Source organism: Frateuria sp. Soil773 (assembly GCF_001428405.1).
Lineage (GTDB): Bacteria > Pseudomonadota > Gammaproteobacteria > Xanthomonadales > Rhodanobacteraceae > LMSL01.
The window spans coordinates 128,822-147,430 of record NZ_LMSL01000014.1; the positions used below are offsets into that span (position 1 = coordinate 128,822).

16 protein-coding genes are annotated in these 18,609 nt (G+C 71.3%); 6 read left to right on the top strand and 10 right to left on the bottom strand.

Features of this window, described 5'->3' with window-relative positions:
• Positions 1-231 precede the first annotated feature (231 nt).
• Positions 232-2,373 (bottom strand): TonB-dependent receptor, encoded by a 2,142-nt coding sequence (locus tag ASG87_RS07130; protein WP_157510934.1) that lies wholly within the window; start codon positions 2,371-2,373, stop codon positions 232-234.
• A 95-nt stretch (positions 2,374-2,468) separates the two neighbouring features.
• Here ASG87_RS07130 and ASG87_RS07135 point away from each other — a divergent pair, with 95 nt between their 5' ends.
• Positions 2,469-3,686, top strand: coding sequence for a peptidoglycan DD-metalloendopeptidase family protein (locus tag ASG87_RS07135; protein ID WP_056002957.1), 1,218 nt, complete (start codon positions 2,469-2,471; stop codon positions 3,684-3,686).
• Between the two features lie 113 nt (positions 3,687-3,799).
• Positions 3,800-5,173: a S41 family peptidase gene (locus tag ASG87_RS07140; protein WP_056002960.1), complete on the top strand. Its 1,374-nt coding sequence runs from the start codon at positions 3,800-3,802 to the stop codon at positions 5,171-5,173.
• Positions 5,174-5,181: 8 nt separating this feature from the next.
• On the opposite strand, the gene ASG87_RS07145 is transcribed toward ASG87_RS07140, so the two are convergent.
• From ASG87_RS07145 to ASG87_RS07165, 5 genes are all read right to left on the bottom strand, one after another.
• Positions 5,182-5,736 (bottom strand): GNAT family protein, encoded by a 555-nt coding sequence (locus ASG87_RS07145; RefSeq protein ID WP_056002963.1) that lies wholly within the window; start codon positions 5,734-5,736, stop codon positions 5,182-5,184.
• 8 nt (positions 5,737-5,744) lie between these two features.
• Positions 5,745-6,491, bottom strand: a complete 747-nt coding sequence (gene tatC / locus ASG87_RS07150; RefSeq protein ID WP_056002966.1) for a twin-arginine translocase subunit TatC — start codon at positions 6,489-6,491, stop codon at positions 5,745-5,747.
• Positions 6,478-6,981: a Sec-independent protein translocase protein TatB gene (tatB, locus tag ASG87_RS07155; RefSeq protein WP_056002969.1), complete on the bottom strand. Its 504-nt coding sequence runs from the start codon at positions 6,979-6,981 to the stop codon at positions 6,478-6,480. The genes tatC and tatB overlap by 14 nt, the downstream gene beginning before the upstream one ends.
• A 27-nt stretch (positions 6,982-7,008) precedes the next feature.
• Positions 7,009-7,248 carry a twin-arginine translocase TatA/TatE family subunit gene (gene tatA / locus ASG87_RS07160; RefSeq protein ID WP_056002972.1) on the bottom strand — a complete coding sequence of 80 codons (240 nt, stop codon included), beginning with the start codon at positions 7,246-7,248 and terminating at the stop codon, positions 7,009-7,011.
• A 90-nt stretch (positions 7,249-7,338) separates the two neighbouring features.
• Positions 7,339-8,025, bottom strand: a complete 687-nt coding sequence (locus ASG87_RS07165; protein WP_056002975.1) for a lipid-binding SYLF domain-containing protein — start codon at positions 8,023-8,025, stop codon at positions 7,339-7,341.
• Between the two features lie 110 nt (positions 8,026-8,135).
• Between ASG87_RS07165 and hemH the strand changes: the two genes are divergently transcribed.
• The 4 genes from hemH to ASG87_RS07185 all read left to right on the top strand — a co-directional run bounded on the left by hemH (position 8,136) and on the right by ASG87_RS07185 (position 12,925).
• Positions 8,136-9,227 (top strand): ferrochelatase, encoded by a 1,092-nt coding sequence (gene hemH / locus ASG87_RS07170; RefSeq protein ID WP_056003071.1) that lies wholly within the window; start codon positions 8,136-8,138, stop codon positions 9,225-9,227.
• Entirely contained in the window at positions 9,220-10,095 is an 876-nt protein-coding gene (locus ASG87_RS07175; protein ID WP_056002978.1) for an alpha/beta hydrolase, read from the top strand. The genes hemH and ASG87_RS07175 overlap by 8 nt, the downstream gene beginning before the upstream one ends.
• A gap of 58 nt (positions 10,096-10,153) precedes the next feature.
• Positions 10,154-10,960 carry an AraC family transcriptional regulator gene (locus tag ASG87_RS07180; RefSeq protein ID WP_056002981.1) on the top strand — a complete coding sequence of 269 codons (807 nt, stop codon included), beginning with the start codon at positions 10,154-10,156 and terminating at the stop codon, positions 10,958-10,960.
• 72 nt (positions 10,961-11,032) lie between these two features.
• Positions 11,033-12,925: an aspartyl protease family protein gene (locus tag ASG87_RS07185; RefSeq protein WP_056002984.1), complete on the top strand. Its 1,893-nt coding sequence runs from the start codon at positions 11,033-11,035 to the stop codon at positions 12,923-12,925.
• A gap of 328 nt (positions 12,926-13,253) precedes the next feature.
• Here ASG87_RS07185 and ASG87_RS07190 read toward each other — a convergent pair whose 3' ends face one another.
• The 4 genes from ASG87_RS07190 to ASG87_RS07205 form a co-directional block, all read right to left on the bottom strand.
• On the bottom strand, positions 13,254-15,020 hold the full coding sequence (locus tag ASG87_RS07190; RefSeq protein ID WP_082582811.1) for a Zn-dependent hydrolase: 1,767 nt from the start codon (positions 15,018-15,020) through the stop codon (positions 13,254-13,256).
• A gap of 74 nt (positions 15,021-15,094) precedes the next feature.
• On the bottom strand, positions 15,095-16,300 hold the full coding sequence (locus ASG87_RS07195) for an ABC transporter permease (protein ID WP_056002987.1): 1,206 nt from the start codon (positions 16,298-16,300) through the stop codon (positions 15,095-15,097).
• Positions 16,297-17,031 (bottom strand): ATP-binding cassette domain-containing protein, encoded by a 735-nt coding sequence (locus ASG87_RS07200; RefSeq protein WP_056002990.1) that lies wholly within the window; start codon positions 17,029-17,031, stop codon positions 16,297-16,299. Before ASG87_RS07200 ends, ASG87_RS07195 begins: the two co-directional genes overlap by 4 nt.
• Positions 17,028-18,608, bottom strand: coding sequence for an alpha/beta hydrolase (locus ASG87_RS07205; RefSeq protein WP_056002993.1), 1,581 nt, complete (start codon positions 18,606-18,608; stop codon positions 17,028-17,030). The genes ASG87_RS07200 and ASG87_RS07205 overlap by 4 nt, the downstream gene beginning before the upstream one ends.
• Position 18,609: the final 1 nt, after the last annotated feature.

The window sequence follows — 18,609 nt, forward strand, 5'->3', positions numbered from 1 at the left end:
GAGGCCGCGCGACAACGAATGAGCGGGGAAGTTGCAACCCGAGTCTTCCACTTTCGCGACCCGTCTACAAGTACTTAACTTTACGAAAGTTTTTTCGGCTTCCGGACCGGGATCTGGCACGTCGGATGCATGCCGCGATGCGGCTTTGCAACAAAACATCCATACGTTTGGACGTCCATACGATCATCGAAAACGCGGCACGGAAAGCCCCTGACGCGACCGCGGCATCGCTCAGAAGTCGAGCCGCACGCCCAGCGTCGCGCCGCGTCCCGGCGCCGGTTCGTAGTAGCGGCCGTTGCCGTCGTTGACGATGACTGAACCGACGATGCGGCGGTCGAACAGGTTGTCGATGCGCGCGCTCAGGCGCAGCGTTGTGCCGTGCAGCGCAAAACCGTAGGCGATGTCCACGGCGGTGCGCAGGTAGCCTGGCGCGCGGGCGCTGTTGCGGTCGTCCGCGATCACGCTGCCGGCGCCGTCCAGCTCGAGCCCGCCGCGCCAGCCGAGCGCCGTCCCGCGCTCCAGCCGCAGCGAGCCGTAGGCTTGCGGCACGCCGGGAATCCTTGCGCCGGCGCGTACCGGCACGTCCGGCAGCGGGCACGGCGTGGCGGCGCAGGTCAGGAACGCGCTGCGCACCGTGGCCTGCAGCCGGGTGAGGCCGAGCGCGAGGCGCCAGCCGCGGCCGAGTTCGCCGCGCAGTTCCAGTTCGGCGCCCTGGCGCCGGGTGCGGCCGATGTTGCGGTAGGTGGAGCGTCCGCCCAGGTTGCTCGCCACGCCCAGTTCGTTGCGGCTGTCGGCGCGGAACAGCGCGGCATCCAGTTCCAGCGCCGGCGCGGGCCGCCATTTCAGGCCCAGCTCGGCATTGCGGCTGCGCGCGGGATGCAGCCCCAGCGCGAGGCCGGCGCCGCCGTCGGCGCGGTAGCCCAGTTCGGCGAAGGTCGGCGTCTCGAAGCCCTCGCCCACGCTGGCGTGCAGGCGCCAATGCGGGCCTGGCCGGTACTGCACGCCGGCCACCGGCGTGGTCGCGCCGAAGCTTGTGCGGCCGCTGTCGTCCGGATTGCCTGCCGCCGCGTAGCGGTCGCGCACGCGGAACCGCACCCGGCTGCGGCGCGCGCCGAGCAGCACGGTCCAGCGGTCGGCGACGCGCCAGTACCCTTGCGCGTACTGGTCGGCATTGGCCACCCGGTCGTCCTCGTCGCGGCGCAGGCGGCCGCGCACGCCGAGCGCGTCGCCCACGAAGTTCTCGTAGCCGCGGCGCTGCTGGTCCTGCGCATCGAAGCTGCCGCCCAGCACGAATTGCAGCGGCCGGCCCAGCCAGCGGCCGCGATGCGTCCAGCGCAGGTCCAGGCCGCCGTAGCCGCCCGCCAGGTCCACCACGCCGCCCGCGCTGAGCGGGCTGGCCTGCGCGCCCGGCGGGATCGACAGCACCTGCCGCACGCCGCGCCGGCCGGCATAGGCCATCGCGCGCAGCTCGTCGTGCCCGCCCAGCGGCTGCTCGTAGACCGCTCCGGCCTGGCTCTGGTGCACGCTCTTGCGCGTGTCGTACTGGCGAGCCACCGCCGGCGCCTGCCGCGGATCGGCATGCCACTGCGCGGCGGTGAGGCCGAGCGGATCCTGCGCGCCCGGCACCGCCAGCGTGTTCACCACCAGCACGAGCTGCCGTCCCTGGCCCAGGTCGAAGCCGAACCGGGCATTGCCCGATTCGCGCTGCGCGCGGCTGTGCGCGCGGTAGCCGTCTGTCCGGAAATGCGACAGGGCCAGGCTGTAGTTCACCGGGCCGGCGATGCCGTGCGTGTCCGCGCCCAGGCGCAAGGCGCCGTCGCTGCCGCCGGACACGTCCAGCGTGCTGTGCGGGGTCGCTTCGCCGGGCGCGCTCCACAACTGCACCACGCCGCCGGAGGAGTTGCCGTAGAGCGCGGAGAACGGGCCGCGCAGCACCTCCAGCCGGTCCGCCGCGCCGAGGCTGAAATGCGACAACTGGCCCTGCCCGTCCGGCATCGTCGCCGGAATGCCGTCCGCGTACAGCCGCACGCCGCGCACGCCGAAGGTGGCGCGGGCGCCGAAGCCGCGGATCGAAAGCTGCTCGTCCTGCGCATAGTTCTGCCGGTCGCGCGCCAGCACCCCGGGCACGCCGACCAGCGCCTCGGAAAGATTCACGCCCGGCTTGCCGCTGTCGCCCGGCGCCACGCCGACCGCGCTGAACGACAACGGCAGGTCGAACGGCGGAATCTCCAGGCGCGCCGCCTCGACCTTCACCGCCGGCAGCACGACCGCGGAAGGCGTATCGGCCGCCGCGGCCGACGGCGGCCCGCCGCACAGCAGCGCCTCCATCGCCAGCGCCGCAGCGACATGGCGGCGCTTACGCCTGTTCTTCATCGCGGCCGGGGATCTGTCCATTGCAATGGTCATCCTAACCGCGGCGGCCGCGAAACCGGCTCGCCCCGCCCAGCCGGCTCGGCGATAATCGGCCGATGCCCCTTTCCGTCCGCTCCGCCCGTCTCCCCGTCTGCGGCCTGCTGGCCGCCCTCGTGCTGGCCGCCGGCCTGCCGCCCGCGCCGGCGCACGCCCAGAGCAAGCAGCAGGCCGAGGCGAAGAAGAAGCTCGCCGACGTGCGCAGCAAGATGGAGGAGCTGGCCAAACGGCAGGCCGAGACCGCCGAGCAGCGCGACAGCCTCAACGCGGCGCTGGCCAGGCAGGCCAACGCGCTGGCCGTCGCCGCGCGCGCCGTGCGCGACACCGATACCGCCCTCGCCGCCAAGCAGCGCGACCTGGCGCAATTGCAGGACCAGCGCGCCGAACTGCAGAAACGCCTGGACGGCCAGCGCGCCGCCATCGCCGACCTGCTGCGCGCCACCTACACGCTGGGCCGCGGTTCGGACCTGCGCCTGCTGCTCGGCGACCAGGACCTCGCGCAGATCTCGCGCGCCCTGGCCTACTCCCGCTATTTCCAGCAGGACCGTGCGCAGCGCGTGCAGCAACTGATGTCCGACCTCGGCCACCTGCAGGAACTGGAAACCGCCATCGCCGCCGAGCAGCAGGCACTGCAGGCCACCCGCGCCGAACGGGAGAAGCAGGCCAAGGCGCTCGCCCGGCAGCGCGCCGAGCAGCAGAAGCTCGCCGCCCAGGCCGACGCGCAATACAAGGACCAGGGCGAGCGCCTGTCCGCGCTGAAGCAGAACGCGCAGTCGCTGACCGCGCTGGTCGACAAGCTGCAGAAGGCGATCGACGAGGCCGCGCGCGAGGCGGCCCGCGAAGCCGAGCGCGAGGCGGCCCGCCAGCGCCGGCATCCCGGCCGCGTCACCACGCCCAGCCCGCCGACCGGCACCGCCGCGGCGAACATCCGCGGCAACCTGCCGTGGCCGGCCAGCGGCGTGGTCAACAGCTACGGCAACGGCGTGCTGATCAAGGCGCCGGGCGGCAGCGAGGTGCACGCGGTGGCACGCGGCAAGGTGGTCTACGCGGCGTTCCTGCGCGGCTACGGCATGCTGATCATCGTCAACCACGGCAACGGCTGGATGAGCATGTACGGCAACAACGAAAGCCTGCTGCACGGCGTCGGCGACCAGGTCGACGCCGGCCAGGCGGTGGGCACCGCCAGCCCGCCCACCGGGGTGAACACCGGGGTGTATTTCGAGCTGCGCCAGAACAACAAGCCGGTCGATCCGCGCAGTTGGCTGAGCCGGCGCTGAGGCGCCGCGCGCCGGCGGTGAATTCCGCCGGCGGCCGACTGTCGTAGGATGATCCCCCTCGCCTTTCCTGTCGGCGCCGCCCCGCGACGCCTCGGTTTCCCGGAGTCCCGCGCATGCGTCTTTACCACCCCCGCCTGGCCTGCCTCGCCGCCCTGCTGATCGGCGCTCCCGCAGCGTACGCGCAGGACGCGCCGGCCGCGTCCGGCAGCGCCGCCGCGCCGCCGGCGGCCAGCGCCGGCCAGGACGCCAAGGCGCCCGACGGCGCGGCGGTCGACCGCGTCGACCTGGACGACGTGCGCAATTTCAGCCGCGTCTACGAAGTGGTGCGCCAGGCCTACGTGGAAAAGGTCGACAACAAGACCCTGATGAAGGCCGCGATCAGCGGCATGCTGAGCGGCCTCGACCCGCACAGCGAGTACCTCGACAAGGACGGCCTGGCCCAGCTCAGCGAGGACACCACCGGCCAGTACAGCGGGCTCGGCATCGAGGTGCTGCAGGTGGACGGCAGCCTGAAGATCGTCGCGCCGATCGACGACACCCCGGCCGCGCGCGCCGGCATCAAGCCCGGCGACACCATCGTGAAGATCGACGGCAAGCTGGTCGACCAGGAGAACGTCGACGAGATGTTCAAGCAGTTGCGCGGCGCGCCCGGCAGCAAGATCACCCTGACCATCGTGCACGAGAAGAACGACAAGCCGGTGGACGTGCCGCTGGTGCGCGAGCAGATCTCGATCACCAGCGTGAAGCTGCGCCAGCTCGAGCCGGGCTACGTCTACATCCGCATCAGCCAGTTCCAGGAAGACACCGCCAGCGACCTGGAGAAGAAGCTCGCCGACTACATCCGCAAGAACGGCGCGCCGAAGGGCGCCGTGCTCGACCTGCGCTCCAATCCCGGCGGCCTGCTGACCGCGGCGGTCGGCGTCAGCGACGACTTCCTCGACTCCGGCACCATCGTCAGCACCCGCGGCCGCCTGGCCGACGCCAACATGAAGTTCACCGCCCACCCCGGCGACCTGCTGCACGGCGCACCGATGGTGCTGCTGACCGACAACGGCACCGCCTCGGCCGCCGAGATCGTCGCCGGTGCGCTGAAGGACAACCAGCGCGCGCTGATCATCGGCCGCCGCACCTTCGGCAAGGGCGTGGTGCAGACCGTGCTGCCGCTGGACGCCGAGCATGCGGTGAAGATCACCACCGCCCGCTACTACACGCCCAAGGGCATCTCGATCCAGGCCGAGGGCATCAAGCCCGACATCGCCCTGGCCGACCTGGCGGTGAACAAGGCCGACAGCCCGCCGATGCTGATCGGCTCGGAAGCCGACCTGCCCAACCACCTCGCCAACGAGGACAGCCGGGCCAGCAGCGACATCGACAACGACGGCAGCGCCGAGAACGCCAAGCTCGCCACCTCCGACTACGCCCTGTCGCAGGCGCTGAACGTGCTGAAGGGACTGGCGCTCAACCGCGGCACCGCCGGCGGCAAGTAGCGGGCCGCCTAGGCGGCGAATTCGTCCGCCAGCAGGCCGTACACGTCGCAATCCTGCGCCAGGCCGCCGAGCACCTCGGCCTGGCGCAGGCGACCCTCGTGCGTGAAGCCCAGCCGCTCGGCGACGCGCCGGCTCGCCCGGTTGCCGGTGACGCAGCGCAACTCCACGCGATTGAAGCCCAGCGTGCCGAACGCATGCGCCAGCACGCCGCGCAGGGCGCGGGTGACGATGCCGCGCCCTTGCCAGGCGGCGTCGAGCAGGTAGGCGACCGAGGCCTTGCGGTTCGCTTCCTCGATGAAGTTCAGGCGCAGGCTGCCGACCAGCTCGCCGTGCTGGAACAGGTGCCATTCCAGCAATTCGCGCGCGGCGACGCGCGCTTCCAGGCGATCGAAATGCGCGGCCAGGGCCGCCTCGGTGACGACCGCGGCCGGCCCCGGCAGATAGCGCCCGATATGCTCGACGTTGCGCCGGACCAGCGCGAGGAAGGCCGCGCCGTCCGCACGCGACGCCGCGCGCGCGGCCAGCCCGTCGCCCAGGTCCAGGTCGATGGCGCGCAACTCCACGCCGGCGCTCAGCCCTGGCCGGCCGGCTTCACCAGCCAGCGCACCGCCACCACGCCCAGCTCGTAGAGCAGGCACATCGGCACCGCCAGCATGATCATCGAGGTGATGTCCGGCGGCGTGATGAAGGCGGCGATGGCGAAGGCGCCGACGATCGCGTAGCGACGGCTCCGGCGCAGCTTGTCCACGTCCACCACGCCGATCGCGGCGAGGATCACCACCGCCACCGGCACCTCGAAGCACAGCCCGAAGGCGAAGAACATCAGCATCACGAAGTCGAGGTAGTGGGTGATGTCGGTCATCATCTCCACGCCCGAGGGGGTGATCGCGGTGAGGAAGCGGAACGCCGCCGGCAGCACCAGGAAGTAGGCGAACGCGCAGCCGGCGTAGAACAGCAGCAGCGCCGCGGCGAGCAGCGGCCGCGCCAGGCGTTTCTCGTGCCGGTACAGGCCGGGGCTGACGAAGGCCCACAACTGGTACAGGATCATCGGCATGCTGATGAACAGCGCGGCGTAGAACGCCAGCTTCAGCGGCGTCACGAACGGGCTGGCGACCTCGGTGGCGATCAGGTGCGCGCCTTCGGGCAGGCGCGCGACCAGCGGCGCGGCCAGCTCCGAGTACAGCCGGTTGGCGAACGGCACCAGCGCCAGCAGCACCACCAGCACGGTGGCGCTGGCCTTCAGCAGGCGCGAGCGCAGCTCGATCAGGTGCGAGAACAGCCCCTGCTGCAGGTCGACTTCGGGTTCAGGCGTCGCCATGCGGCATTTCCCTGGTGGCCGTGGCGGGAACGGCCTGGCCCGGCCGGCCGGCGTTCCCGGCGAACAGGTCGCCGGTGGCCGCCGGCGCTTCTTCGGCCGCGGTGTCGCCGTGGCCGGTCGCCGCGGCGGCCGGCGGGGCATCGGCCGTGACCCGGGCCGGCGCGTCCGCTGCCGCCTCGCCGGCGCCCTCGCCCTTGGCCGCGCGCTCGCCGTCCGCGAGGTAGGACTGCGGATCGCGCACCTGGCGCAAGGTGGCGTCCAGCTCCGCCTGCGCCGCGTCCGCGCGCTCGGCCGCCTCGCGCGCGGCGCGCTTGATCTCCTCGATCTGCAGTTCGCGCTCCACCTCGGCGCGGACGCTGTCCCAGCCGTTGCGCACGCGGCGCAGCAGGGCGCCGAGGGTGCGCGCGGCGCCGGGCAGCTTTTCCGGCCCGAGCACGATCAGCGCGATCAACGCGAGCAGCACCAGCTTGCCGAAGCTGATCTCGATCATCGCCGCAACCCGCCCGTCGCCGCGGGCTTACTTCGGATCGCTGGAGTCGCGCTGACTCTGCGTGGCGTTGCTGCCGGAGGATGTCGGCGGGTCGGCGCGCAGGCGCTCGTCCTCGGCCTTGCGCCTGGCCTCTTCCTCGTCGCCGTTGAGGCCCTTCTTGAAATCGCGCATGGCGCCGCCCAGGTCGGAGCCGATGTTGCGCAGCTTGCCGGTGCCGAAGATCACGACGACCACCACCAGCAGGATAATCAGGTGCCAGATACTCATTGCCTACCTCGAAAACGGATGGAACCGGAAACGCATCGCGCCGGGCGCGCCGGCCCAGCGCGGTCGGTGCGTCCGATCAGTGCGTCCGCGTCAGCGGGAAGTGTACTCCTCCAGGCGGTCGCGGAAGTCGACCACCGGCCCCGGCACGTTGCTGACGCCGCCGTCGAAGATGCGCCGCGGGGTGATCCCGGCGCCGTAGACCGCGGCGTTCGCATCATAGTCGATGCGCAGCGCCGAGCCGTCCAGCGCGACGCCCGCGAACAGGCCGCGCGAGCGCGAGTAGGAGTAGATCTCGGCGCGCATCTGGGCGTCGGTGGCCGCCGTGGCGGTGCGCCCGACCGGGCCGGCCGCGGCCGAGGCGTCCGCGCCGAGGGTGAACTTGCCGTTGACGATCGAGTCCACCCCGCGCTGGGTGCGGAACACCAGGATCACGTCGGTGGACGACACGCCGGCCTGGAAGCCGATGCTGCCGCCGGTCATGGTGATGAAGCTGGGGTTGGACCAGGTGCCTTCCCGGGTCTTCACCGAGATCAGCCCCTCGCCGCGGCGGCCGCCGAAGATGAAGCCGGCCTTGATCATGTCCGGGATCACCGCGATCGCCTTGGCGTCGCGCAGCAGGTCCTGCGGCACCGCCTTGTCGGGCGCCTGCATGATCTCGTTGAGCACGCGCACCGAATTCTTGGCGCGCACCAGCGGCGGATCCTCGGCCTGCACGGCTGCCAGCGGCAGCAGGGCCAGCGCGACCACCAACACACGACGCAGCGATGCTTTGAACATGGGTAGCTCCATGGGAACGGAAGACGGTGGCCCGCTGCGACATTCGCGTCACGCAGCGCGCCGGCTGGCTTGTGGCAGACTCCACGGCTGACCCGCTCACGACCGCCACGATGCCACGCAGCAGCCACTATACCGGCCCGGCCGGGCATTCCGATGACCAGCCGGTTCAGGCTGGCGTACTGCTGGTGAACCTGGGCACACCGGATGCGCCAACCGCGAAGGCGGTGCGCCCGTACCTGGCCCAGTTCCTCGCCGATCCGCGCGTGATCGAGATGCCGCGCTGGCTGTGGTGGCTCATCCTGCACGGAGTGATCCTGCGCATCCGCCCCGCGCGGTCGGCGCATGCGTATGGACGCATCTGGAGCGCCGAAGGTTCCCCGCTGCGGGTCGGCAGCGAGGCGCTGGCCGGCGCGCTGCAGGCCGAGCTGCGGCGGCAGCGGCCGGGCCCGGTGCGGGTGGCGCTGGCGATGCGCTACGGCGAGCCGTCGGTGGAGCGGCAGATCGGGCGGTTGCAGCGCGAAGGCGTGCGCCGCCTGCTGGTGCTGCCGCTGTACCCGCAGTACTCGGCCACCTCCACCGGCTCGGTGCTCGACGCCGTCGCCGACGCGATCAAGCGGCTGCGCTGGCCGCCGGAGCTGCGCATCGTCAACGACTACCACGACGATCCCGCGCACATCGAGGCGCTCGCGTCCAGCATCGAGCGCTGGTGGGCCGCGCACGGCCGCGGCGAGAAGCTGCTGCTGTCGTTCCACGGCATCCCCGAGCGCTACGCGGACGCGGGCGATCCGTATTTCCGCCAGTGCCAGGCCACCGCGCGCCTGCTGCGCGAGCGGCTGGGGCTGGACGTGTCGCAACTGCTGGTGAGTTTCCAGTCGCGGGTCGGCCGCGAACGCTGGCTGCATCCCTACACCGACGCCACCGTGCGCGAGCTGGCCGCCGCCGGCGTGAAGCGGCTCGACGTCGCCTGCCCCGGCTTCGCGGTGGACTGCCTGGAGACGCTGGAGGAGATCGCCATGCAGAACCGCGACTTCTTCGTCGCCGCCGGCGGCGAGGCGCTGCGCTACATCCCGGCGCTCAACGACAGCCCCGCACAGGTGGACAGCCTGGCCGCACTGGTCTGGCGCCATACCCAGGGCTGGCCCGAATGCGACGCGGCGGGCCCGCGGCAGCCGCAGGCGGCGCGGCCGTCCGCCGATGCCTGACGCGGCCGCCACACCCGCCGAGCTGTCGATCGCGCTGCCGTCGCTGAGCCTGCGCGCGCAGGCCTGGGGCGATCCGGCCCTGCCGCCGCTGCTGGCGCTGCACGGCTGGCTCGACAACGCGGGCAGCTTCGCCTTGCTGGCGCCTCGGCTGGCCGGCCGCCGGCACGTGATCGCGCTGGAACTGCCCGGCCACGGCCATTCCGGCCACCTGCCGCCCGGCGCGCACTACCACTTCGTGGACTACGTGCGCACCGTACTGGCCGCCATCGACGCGCTCGGCCTGGAGCGCCTCGACCTGCTGGGGCATTCGCTAGGCGCCGGCATCGCCAGCCTGGTCGCCGCCGCCGCGCCGCGGCGGATCGGGCGGCTGCTGCTGATCGAGGGCCTCGGCCCGCTCGGCGACGACGGCTCGCAGACGCTGCCGCGTTTCCGCGCCGGCCTCGCGCCGCAGGCCGGCGCCGCCCGGCCGCTGCGCGTGTTCCGCGACGTCGAACAGGCGGTGAGCGCCCGCGCCATCGCCAGCGGCCTGCGCGCGGACCTCGCGCGGCCGATCGTCGAGCGCGGCCTGCTCGGGATCACCGATGGCTGGCACTGGCGCAGCGATCCGCGGTTGACCCGCGCGACGCCGCTGCGGCTCGCCGAAAGCCAGGTCCACGCCCTGCTGCGCGGCCTCGACATGCCCACCGCCCTGCTGCTGGCCGAGCCGGCCACGGCCTACCTGCCCAGCCACCCGATGCAGGTGCGCGCCGCCTGCATCGCCGGCATCCGCGTCGCCCACATGGACGGCGGCCACCACCTGCACCTGGAACATCCGCAGGCCGTCGCCGACTGGGCGCTGGTCCACCTGGAAGGCACCGGGCGGCACTGACCCTCGCGCCGTTACCGCCGGCACATCCGCCCGCGGCGCGAAACCGTACACTGCCGCCATGCAACGCCTGGAACGCACCAACTTCGGCTCGCCCGAGCGGCTGCACACGAGCCACGGCCTGCGCGTATCGGTGACCAACTACGCCGGCGGCTCCGCCCTGCCCTTGCACGAGCACGACGACGCCTACCTCTGCCTCGTCGCCGCCGGCGGCTACACCCAGCAAAGCAGCGGCCGCGATACCGACTGCCGCCACGGCCTGCTGCTGGTGCATCCGCGCGGCCACCGCCATGCCAACCGTTTCGCCGGCGAGGGCGCGCGCTGCCTGAGCGTGTTCCTGTCGGCCGAACTGGCCGCCGAGGCCGGCGTGCGCCGGCTGCTCGACGACCACCGCGTGCTGCAACTGCCCGGTGCCGAACGACTGCTGCGCCGGCTCGAACGCGAGCTGGCCGCCAGCGACGACGCGGCGGCGCTCGCGCTGCACGCGGCCGTGCTCGACCTGGTCGCGCAGGCCTGCCGGCTGGATCGTCCGGCAGGCCGCCCGCTCTGGCTCGGGCGCGTGCTGGAACGCCTGCACGACGACCCGCTCGCCACGCCGTCGCTGCGGGAACTGGCGACGCTGGCCGGAGTGCATCCGGCCCATCTGGCGCGGCGCTTCCAGCAGGCGCAGGGGGTTTCGGTGGGCGAGTACCAGCGCGGACTGCGCATCGGCCTCGCCCGCAAGGCGCTGGCCGAGGGCCGCCGCCCGATCGCCGCCGTGGCCGCCGAGGCCGGCTTCACCGACCAGAGCCATTTCGCCCGCGTGTTCAAGCGGATGACCGGACAGACCCCGCGCGACTTCCGCCAGGGCATGCAAAACGCGTCCTGATCGGTCACGCACGTCCTAGACGGCTTTTGCGTCGCCGCGCCAGCATGCGGCATCCCCACGGAGATTCCGGCCATGCCCCATCGCCCACCGTCGTTGCGTGTCCGCCTGTTGCTGCTGGCCGGGCTGCTCCTGCCCGTCGCGTTGCCGGCCATGCCGGCCGGAGATGCCACCGCCGCGCTGTTGCAGCAGTTGCGCCAGGCCCACGGCGGCGACCGCTGGAACGGCATCGGCGGCCTGCTCGCCGACGGCCAGGAAAGCAGCGACGGCCTGAGCGGTGCCATGCATGCCGCGGTCGACCTGCGCAGCGGCCATTTCGCCATTCGCGCGCGCAACCCGGTCTATCCGCGCGCCGACGGGCTCGATGCGCAGGGCCGCTGGCACCAGGACATGTCGGGGCTGATCCATCCCTTCGACTCCGCCGAAGCCAGGGCGATGACCATCACCGAGAGTTGGGTCGAGCGCTTCGGCGTGCTCACCGCGCCCGCGGCGGCCAGCTACCGCGCCCTGCCGGACGCGAGCGAAAACGGCCGCCGCTTCGCGCGCGTCGAGGCGACGCCGCAGGGCGGCCACCCCGCCACGCTGTGGATCGACCAAGCCACGCATCGGCTCAATCGCGCGGTGTGGCCCAGCTCATTCCTAATCATGACCCGGCGCTATGCCGACTACCGCCCCGTCGAGGGCCTGCAACTGCCGTTCCGGATCGAGGATTCGGCCGCCACTGCGATCGGCACTTCCGATGGCGAAAGCGTCGACCGGGTCGAACGCTACCAGGCGCTGGCGACCCTGCCGGGCGATGCGCTCGACCGGCCCGACGGCACAGTCCGCGACGTCGCCATGCGCGACGATGCGAAGCGCACCACCACACCCATGCACTTCCAGGGCAACGTGCTGCTGGTGGAAGCCAGCATCAACGGCAGCCGGCCGCTGCCCTTCATCCTCGACACCGGCGGGCACGCCATCCTCACCGAGGAGGCGGCGAAGCAGCTGGGCCTGGCCAGCCAGGGCAAGGGCGTCAGCACCGGCTCCGGGCCGGGCTCGATGAGCACCGCCTACACCAAGGTCGCGCGGCTGACGATGGGCAAGGCGGACCTCCGCGACCAGGTGTTCCTGGTGATGCCCTACGGCTACGGCTTCGCCGAGCGCGGCGACCAGCCGCCGATCGCCGGCATCCTCGGCCTGGAGGTCTTCGAGCGTTTCGCGGTGACCTTCGACTACGACCGCGGGCAACTGGTGCTGCAGCCGTACGACCACGGCGCGCCGCCGCCCGCGGTGAAGGGCAATACGTTGCCGCTGCGCTTCACCTTCGACATGCCGGTGGTCGACGCCAGCGTGGACGGCAAGCGCGGCGTGTTCGGCATCGACACCGGCAACTCCGGCTTCACGCTGCTGTTTCCGCAGTGGGTCGAACGCGAGGGCCTGTTGGCGCACTATGCCAAGGGCTACCCGCAGACGACCGGTGGCGTCGGCGGGGCGTTTCTCTCGCACATCGCGCACATGCGTTCGATGCAACTGGGTGATGCGGCGGTCGGCAATCCGCTGGCCCAGCTGACCCGCGCCGACGCCGGCGCCACCGGCAATCCGACCGAAGCCGGCAATATCGGCCAGGACGTGCTGTCGCGCTTCAACGTGCATTTCGACTACCGCCGCCAGACGATGACCCTGCTGCCGCGCAAGCCGCTGCCGCCGCGCCGGTTCGCCACCGCCGGGCTGCGCGCGGCCAAGGCCGACGCGCGGCACGCCGACCGCTTCGAGGTGAGCTGGGTGGTACCCGGCGGCCCCGCGGCGGAAGCCGGGCTGCGCAAGGGCGACGAAATCGTGGCGGTCGACGGCAAGCCGGTGCGGGCGATGGGCAGCGACGCCTTCCGCCAGGCCAGCAATGCCCAGGCCGAGGATACCGTGCTGGAGTTGAAGCTCGCGGATGGGCGCAATCTGCGTATCCGGATGCGCGACATTGCTCCGCATTGAATGCCAGGTCGAAACCCATGCGCCGGGCCGGGCTACATGCTCGTCCTTCCAGCGTCGGCTACATGCTCGTCATTCCTGCGAAAGCAGGAATCCAGCGACTTGAGTGCCTCGAAAGCAAAGGCGCTGGATCCCTGCTTTCGCAGGGGACGACGTTTCGATTGGAAATGCCTGGAGAATTTGAACAGGCTCCAAGGACTCTCCAGCGCGCCTTCGCCACCATGCCGCGGGAGACGCCTCGGCCACGGAAGGCGCTACAGCCACGGCAGGCGCCATGAATGGCTCGCGACGGCGATGGCCGCGGCACAACGTGTGCCGCGGCCGTCCGCAGTTACGCCTTGTCCGGAACGGCCTTGCCCGAACCAGCCTTGTCCGCACCCGGCTTGTCAGCATCTGGCTTGTCCAGCCCCAGCACGTCCAGGCCCTGCTCGAAACGGATGTCGACCGGGATGTGCGCGCGCTCCAGCCGCTTCAGGTCGCCGGCCAGTTCGGCGTCCACCGCGCCCATCTGGTCGGTGAGCTGCTTCGCCGCGGCGTAGTCGCCGTCGCCCTGGATGGTCAGCAGCTTGGCCGACAGCGCGTTCATCGCCGCGGTCATCTTGTCGAAATCCACGCGGTAGCGCCCGGTGGCGGCGTCGCGCGAGAACGCGCCCTGCTGCTTGAAGAAGTTGAAGCGCACCATGTTCGCCTTGGCGTGCGCGTCGCTGGCGCCGAAGCGCACCGAGCGCAGGATGCCGGCGAGGAAGGTGACGTAGTTGTCCATCAGCTTCGCCTTGTCCATCTCGCCCTTGTCGGCCAGCCGGGCGACCATGTACAGACCGAGGATGTCGGCCTTGCCTTCCTCGAAGCTGGAGGCCTGGTCCTTCAGCGCCGCGCGCACGGTGCCCTTGCCGTCCAGGGTGTTCTTGATGCCCAGGCCGTGCGCCACCTCGTGGAACATGGTGTTCTGGAAGAACGCGTCGAAGCTGAGGTTCTTCTGCTGGTCCTCGGCGATCAGCTCCTTCGCGATCGGCAGCATGATCTGGTCGAACTTCGCCTGCATCACGTTCTCCAGTTGCAGGCGGCGGGTGCCCTTCTTCAACTGCACCTGCTCGTCGTTGGGCAGGTTGATCGCGATGGTCTTGGCGCCGACGTTGGCGTCGCCGGCGTAGTACACCGCGAAGTAGGCGTTGAGGTCGGCATCCGAGCCGGGCGTCTCGGCCTTGTACTTGTCGTCCACCGGCAGGCCGCGCTGCAGCTCGGGCAGGTATTTCACGAAGCGCGCGAGCCGGGCGCTCCACGCCTGGTCCTTCACCAGCACGTAGGATTCGTAGCTGGCCTTGTAGCCGTAGAGCTGGTCCTCGTAGGTCTCGATCGGGCCGATCACGATGTCGACCGGGTTGTTCTTCATCGCCATCCAGGCGAAGTCGCTGGGCTGGTAGTCGTCGCTCTGCAGCGCATCGGCGCGCAGCGACAGGTACTTGCGGAAGCCGGCATCATCCGACAGCTTCGCCGCCTCGCGCAGCAGGCCGGCGGCCTTGTCCAGGTCGGCCTTGTACGCCTCGTGGTAGGGCACGCTGACCAGTTGCCCCTGCGCGTCGCGGCGCAGCACGGTGTACAGCGAGGCCTTGTCCTTCAACGTGGACTTCTCGAACTCGTCCTTGCCCATGTCGGCCGGGTAGAACTGCGCGCCGGCCGGCCGCGGCCCCACGCCGTCCACGAACGGCTTGTCGTTGTCCAGGCGGTCCCACGGGCCGTAGTTGATCTCGGCGAACCGGCGCAGCGAGGGGTCGGCGATCTTCTGCATCAGCGTGGCCTTGTCGCCCCACGACTGCTGCCAGTAGATGCCGTTGGTGACGTCGGCGGCCTCAATCAGCAGCGCGATCATCTTCTTCTGCCGCGCATCGAACGCGGAAAGGTCGGCGCCGAGCTTCACCGTCGCGTAGTCGGCCAGGTGCCTGTCCACTTCCGAGACCGGCTCGACCGCCGCCGCGCTGGCGGCAGGCGCGGGCGCCAGTTCCTCCTTCGAGGCCGGCGTGGGCGCGGGCGCCTCGTCCTGGCGGGAAGAGCAGCCGGCCAGCGCCAGCAGCAGGCACAACGGGAGCAGTCGACGGGGCATGGGCGCTTTCCTCTCGGTGAAAGCGTCCATGGTATCGCGGGACGGCGCGCGCCGCGGCGGCGCGCGCCGCCGGTTCAGGCCGAGATCGCCAGTTTCTCCGAGCGGTACAGCAGGGCGGTCACCAGCACGGCCAGCAGGGCCGCGCCGAAGCTGCCGGCCAGGCACATCGCCAGTTGCTGCCCGTCCAGGCCGTCGCCGCGCAGCAGCCGCATGATGCCCAGGTGCTGGCCGAGCAGCGGCACCGCGTACATCCACGCCTGCGCCTTAAGCTGCATGAAGGCCAGCATCATGCTCGGGATGATCGGCACGAACATCAGCAGCGAAAGGTAGGTCTGTGCCTCGCGGTAGCTCTTGGCGAACGCGGCCACCATCGACTGCAGCGCCGCCAGCAGCAGCACCATCGGCAGCATCAGCAGCAGCACGTTGGCGCCGAAGTGCAGGCCCAGGTCCAGCTCCATGCCGAGCTTCTCGGCGGGGATGAACTGGCCGACCACGGCGAACGCGACCAGGCAGATCAGCAGGCTCAGCGCCGAGAACGCGCAGATCGCGGCCAGCTTGCCGGCCAGGATCTTCCAGCGCGGCACCGGGTTGGCGAACAGCGGCTCCAGCGACTGCCGCTCGCGCTCGCCGGCGGTGAGGTCGATCGACAGGTACATGCCGCCCATGAACATGCTGAACACCAGGAAGTACGGCAGCATCGAGAACATCAGCACGCCGCGCGCCTGCGCGCTGGCCTGGTCGCGCTTGGCCACCACCACCGGCCAGGCGGTGCCGGGCGACAGGCCGCGCGCCACCAGCCGCATCGCGCCCTGCTGGCGCGCGTAGCCCTCGACCAGCTTGCCGACGCGCTGCACGGCCGGGTCGGCGTCCTGCCGCGAAGAGTCGTAGATCAGCTCCACCTGCACCGGCTCGCCCTTGCGCCACCCGTCCGCGTAGCCGGGGGCGATCCGCACGACCACATCGGCGTCCTGGTCGCGCACCGCCTTCTCGGGATCGGCGACCGCCGGCAGCGGCACGATGCCGCCGGCCTTCAGCGCATCGACCAGGTTGGGCGCGACGGCGGCGCCGATCACCGGCACCGGCATCGGCTTGTCGGCCTTCTCGAACTGCCGGTTGATCGAGGCGTTGATGATGAACACGAACATGATCGGCCCCAGCAGCGGCCCGGTGAACAGGGCGCTCATCAGGGTGCGGCGGTCGCGCAGGTTCTCCTTCACCTCCTTCAGGAACACCGTGAGGAAGGCGCGCGCGCGGCGCATGGGCATGGCTTGGGCATTCATGCGGCCAGGCCCTCCTCGCTGCCGATCAGTTTCACGAAGGCGTCTTCCAGGTTCGCCTCGCCGGTCTGCGCGCGCAGCGCGTCCGGCGTGTCGTCGGCCACCACGCGGCCGTGCGCGATCACCACGATGCGGTCGCACAGGGCGCCGACCTCCTGCATGATGTGGCTGGAGAACAGCACGCATCGGCCCTCCGCCCGCAGCTTGAGCATGAACTGGCGCAGCGCGCGCGTGGCCATCACGTCCAGCCCGTTGGTCGGCTCGTCGAGGATCACGTTGCGCGGATCGTGCACCAGCGCGCGGGCGATCGCGGTCTTCACCCGCTGGCCCTGCGAGAAGCCCTCGGTGCGGCGGTCGGCGATCGCCTCCATCTCCAGCGCCTTGACCAGCACCTCGCGGCGCGCGAGCAGGTCCCGCTCCGGCAGGCCCTGCAGGCGCCCGAAGTAGTCGATGTTCTCGCGCGCGGTGAGCCGCTTGTAGAGGCCGCGCGCGTCCGGCAGCACGCCGAGCTGGCGGCGCACCGCCAGCGGGTCGGAAGCGGCGTCGATGCCATCCACCAGCACCTGGCCGCGATCGGGCGCCATCAGCGTGTAGAGCATGCGCAGCGTGGTGGTCTTGCCGGCGCCGTTGGGGCCGAGCAGGCCAGTGATCTGGCCGTCGCGGGCGGCGAAGCTGACGCCGTCCACGGCCTTCACCGCGCCGAATGCCTTGTGCAGATCCTTCACTTCGATCACGGGGCGGCTCCATTGAAATCGATGAATTGCGGCGTGGGGCGCAGCCGGTCCAGGCAGCCCGCGTCGAGCTGCTTCGGTTGCAGGTCCTCCACGAAGTGCCGCAGCAGTTGCGGCGCGCAGCCGGCGGCCATCACGTTGTGGCCCTGGCCCTTGAGCACCAGGTGGCGCGCGTTCGGCAGCCCCTTGGCCACCTCGTCGCCGTAGCGCGGCGGGGTCACCGGGTCGTACTCGCCGGACAGCAGCAGCACCGGCTTGTCGGTGTGCAGCGGCCGGTGGAAGTCGGCCGGTCGCGTGCCCTTGGGCCAGATCGCGCACACCGCCTGGAACGCCTCGATCATCCGCGTGCCCAAGATGGTCTGCGCGTCCTGCGGCCGCGCGCTGAGCAGGTCGGCGTCCTCGCTGCAGATCACCGCGTACTGCATGCCGCCGTTCATGCTGTCGTCCAGGTCGCCCGACAGCAGCTTGGCCTGGCCCAGCAGCGGGCCGACGTCGCCGTGCGCGGCGGCATCGATCGACAGCGGCAGCAGCGCGGCGGTCACCGGCGAATAGGCGAACATGCGCACCACGCTGGCCAGCGAGTATTCGCTGAGCATGCGCTTCACGCTCTGGTAGGTCTGCGGGTCGCGGAAGCTGACCTGGTGCGGGTTGGCGCGCAGCGCGTCGCGCAACTGGAACAGGGTCTGGTAGGGGTCGCCGAAACGCTGCCGGCAGGCCGCGTCGGCGGTGCAGCGGGCGAACTGGGCCTTCAGCGCCTCGTCCAGGTTCTGTGCGAAATCCTCGCCCAGCACCAGCGGATTGGGCACCACGCCGTCCAGCACCATGCTGCGCACGGCGTCGGGATGGCGCCGCAGGTACTGCTGCGCCATGCGCGTGCCGTACGACACGCCGACCAGGTCGAAGGTCGGCGCGCCCAGGGCCTGGCGCACGTCCTCCAGGTCCTGCACGGCGACGCTGGTGGTGTAGTAGCGCGGGTCGGCCTGCGCCTGGATCTGGCGCAGGCATTCGGCGGCCTGCGCGCGCAGCTTGTCGGCGCTGTAGTCGGCGGTATCGTCGGCCACCTCCTCTTCCGGCGACTTGCACGACAGCGGATGCGAGCCGCCGGTGCCGCGCTGGTCCAGCAGCAGCACGCTGCGATGCGCCTGCAGCGGACCGAGCGCCGACGCCACCGCCGGCCACGACTCGGTCGCCGCCTGGCCGGGGCCGCCGGCCAGCAGCACCAGCATGTCCTTCTCCGGCACCTGGGCCTCGGCGCGGATCAGCGCCAGCTTCAGGGCGATCTTGCGGCTGTGCGGGTCGTCGCGGTTCTCCGGCACCTCGAACGGCGCGCACCACGCGGCGGTGGTCAGCGCGCTGTTCGGCTGGCCCAGCTCGCAGGCCGTCAGGGTGAGCCGGCCGACCTTCCAGGTGGCCGGCTTGGCCGCCTGCACCGGCCGATCCGGCGTCGTGGCCGCAGCCGGCGCCGGCGCCGATGCGTCGGCCGCTGGCACCTGCCGGGTGCGCAACTGGTTCCAGGCGAGCGCGCCCAGGCCCACGGCGACGATGGCGATGCGCAACACGGTGCGCCCGTTGACTCTCATG

Excerpts from the sequence above, each read along its gene's own strand:
- ASG87_RS07130 (WP_157510934.1), bottom strand. The coding sequence starts at position 2,373 with ATGAAGAACAGGCGTAAGCGCCGCCATGTCGCTGCGGCGCTGGCGATG.
- ASG87_RS07135 (WP_056002957.1), top strand. The coding sequence starts at position 2,469 with ATGCCCCTTTCCGTCCGCTCCGCCCGTCTCCCCGTCTGCGGCCTGCTG.
- ASG87_RS07140 (WP_056002960.1), top strand. The coding sequence starts at position 3,800 with ATGCGTCTTTACCACCCCCGCCTGGCCTGCCTCGCCGCCCTGCTGATC.
- tatC (WP_056002966.1), bottom strand. The coding sequence starts at position 6,491 with ATGGCGACGCCTGAACCCGAAGTCGACCTGCAGCAGGGGCTGTTCTCG.
- tatB (WP_056002969.1), bottom strand. The coding sequence starts at position 6,981 with ATGATCGAGATCAGCTTCGGCAAGCTGGTGCTGCTCGCGTTGATCGCG.
- tatA (WP_056002972.1), bottom strand. The coding sequence starts at position 7,248 with ATGAGTATCTGGCACCTGATTATCCTGCTGGTGGTGGTCGTCGTGATC.
- ASG87_RS07165 (WP_056002975.1), bottom strand. The coding sequence starts at position 8,025 with ATGTTCAAAGCATCGCTGCGTCGTGTGTTGGTGGTCGCGCTGGCCCTG.
- hemH (WP_056003071.1), top strand. The coding sequence starts at position 8,136 with ATGCCACGCAGCAGCCACTATACCGGCCCGGCCGGGCATTCCGATGAC.
- ASG87_RS07175 (WP_056002978.1), top strand. The coding sequence starts at position 9,220 with ATGCCTGACGCGGCCGCCACACCCGCCGAGCTGTCGATCGCGCTGCCG.
- ASG87_RS07180 (WP_056002981.1), top strand. The coding sequence starts at position 10,154 with ATGCAACGCCTGGAACGCACCAACTTCGGCTCGCCCGAGCGGCTGCAC.
- ASG87_RS07185 (WP_056002984.1), top strand. The coding sequence starts at position 11,033 with ATGCCCCATCGCCCACCGTCGTTGCGTGTCCGCCTGTTGCTGCTGGCC.
- ASG87_RS07190 (WP_082582811.1), bottom strand. The coding sequence starts at position 15,020 with ATGCCCCGTCGACTGCTCCCGTTGTGCCTGCTGCTGGCGCTGGCCGGC.
- ASG87_RS07195 (WP_056002987.1), bottom strand. The coding sequence starts at position 16,300 with ATGAATGCCCAAGCCATGCCCATGCGCCGCGCGCGCGCCTTCCTCACG.
- ASG87_RS07205 (WP_056002993.1), bottom strand. The coding sequence starts at position 18,608 with ATGAGAGTCAACGGGCGCACCGTGTTGCGCATCGCCATCGTCGCCGTG.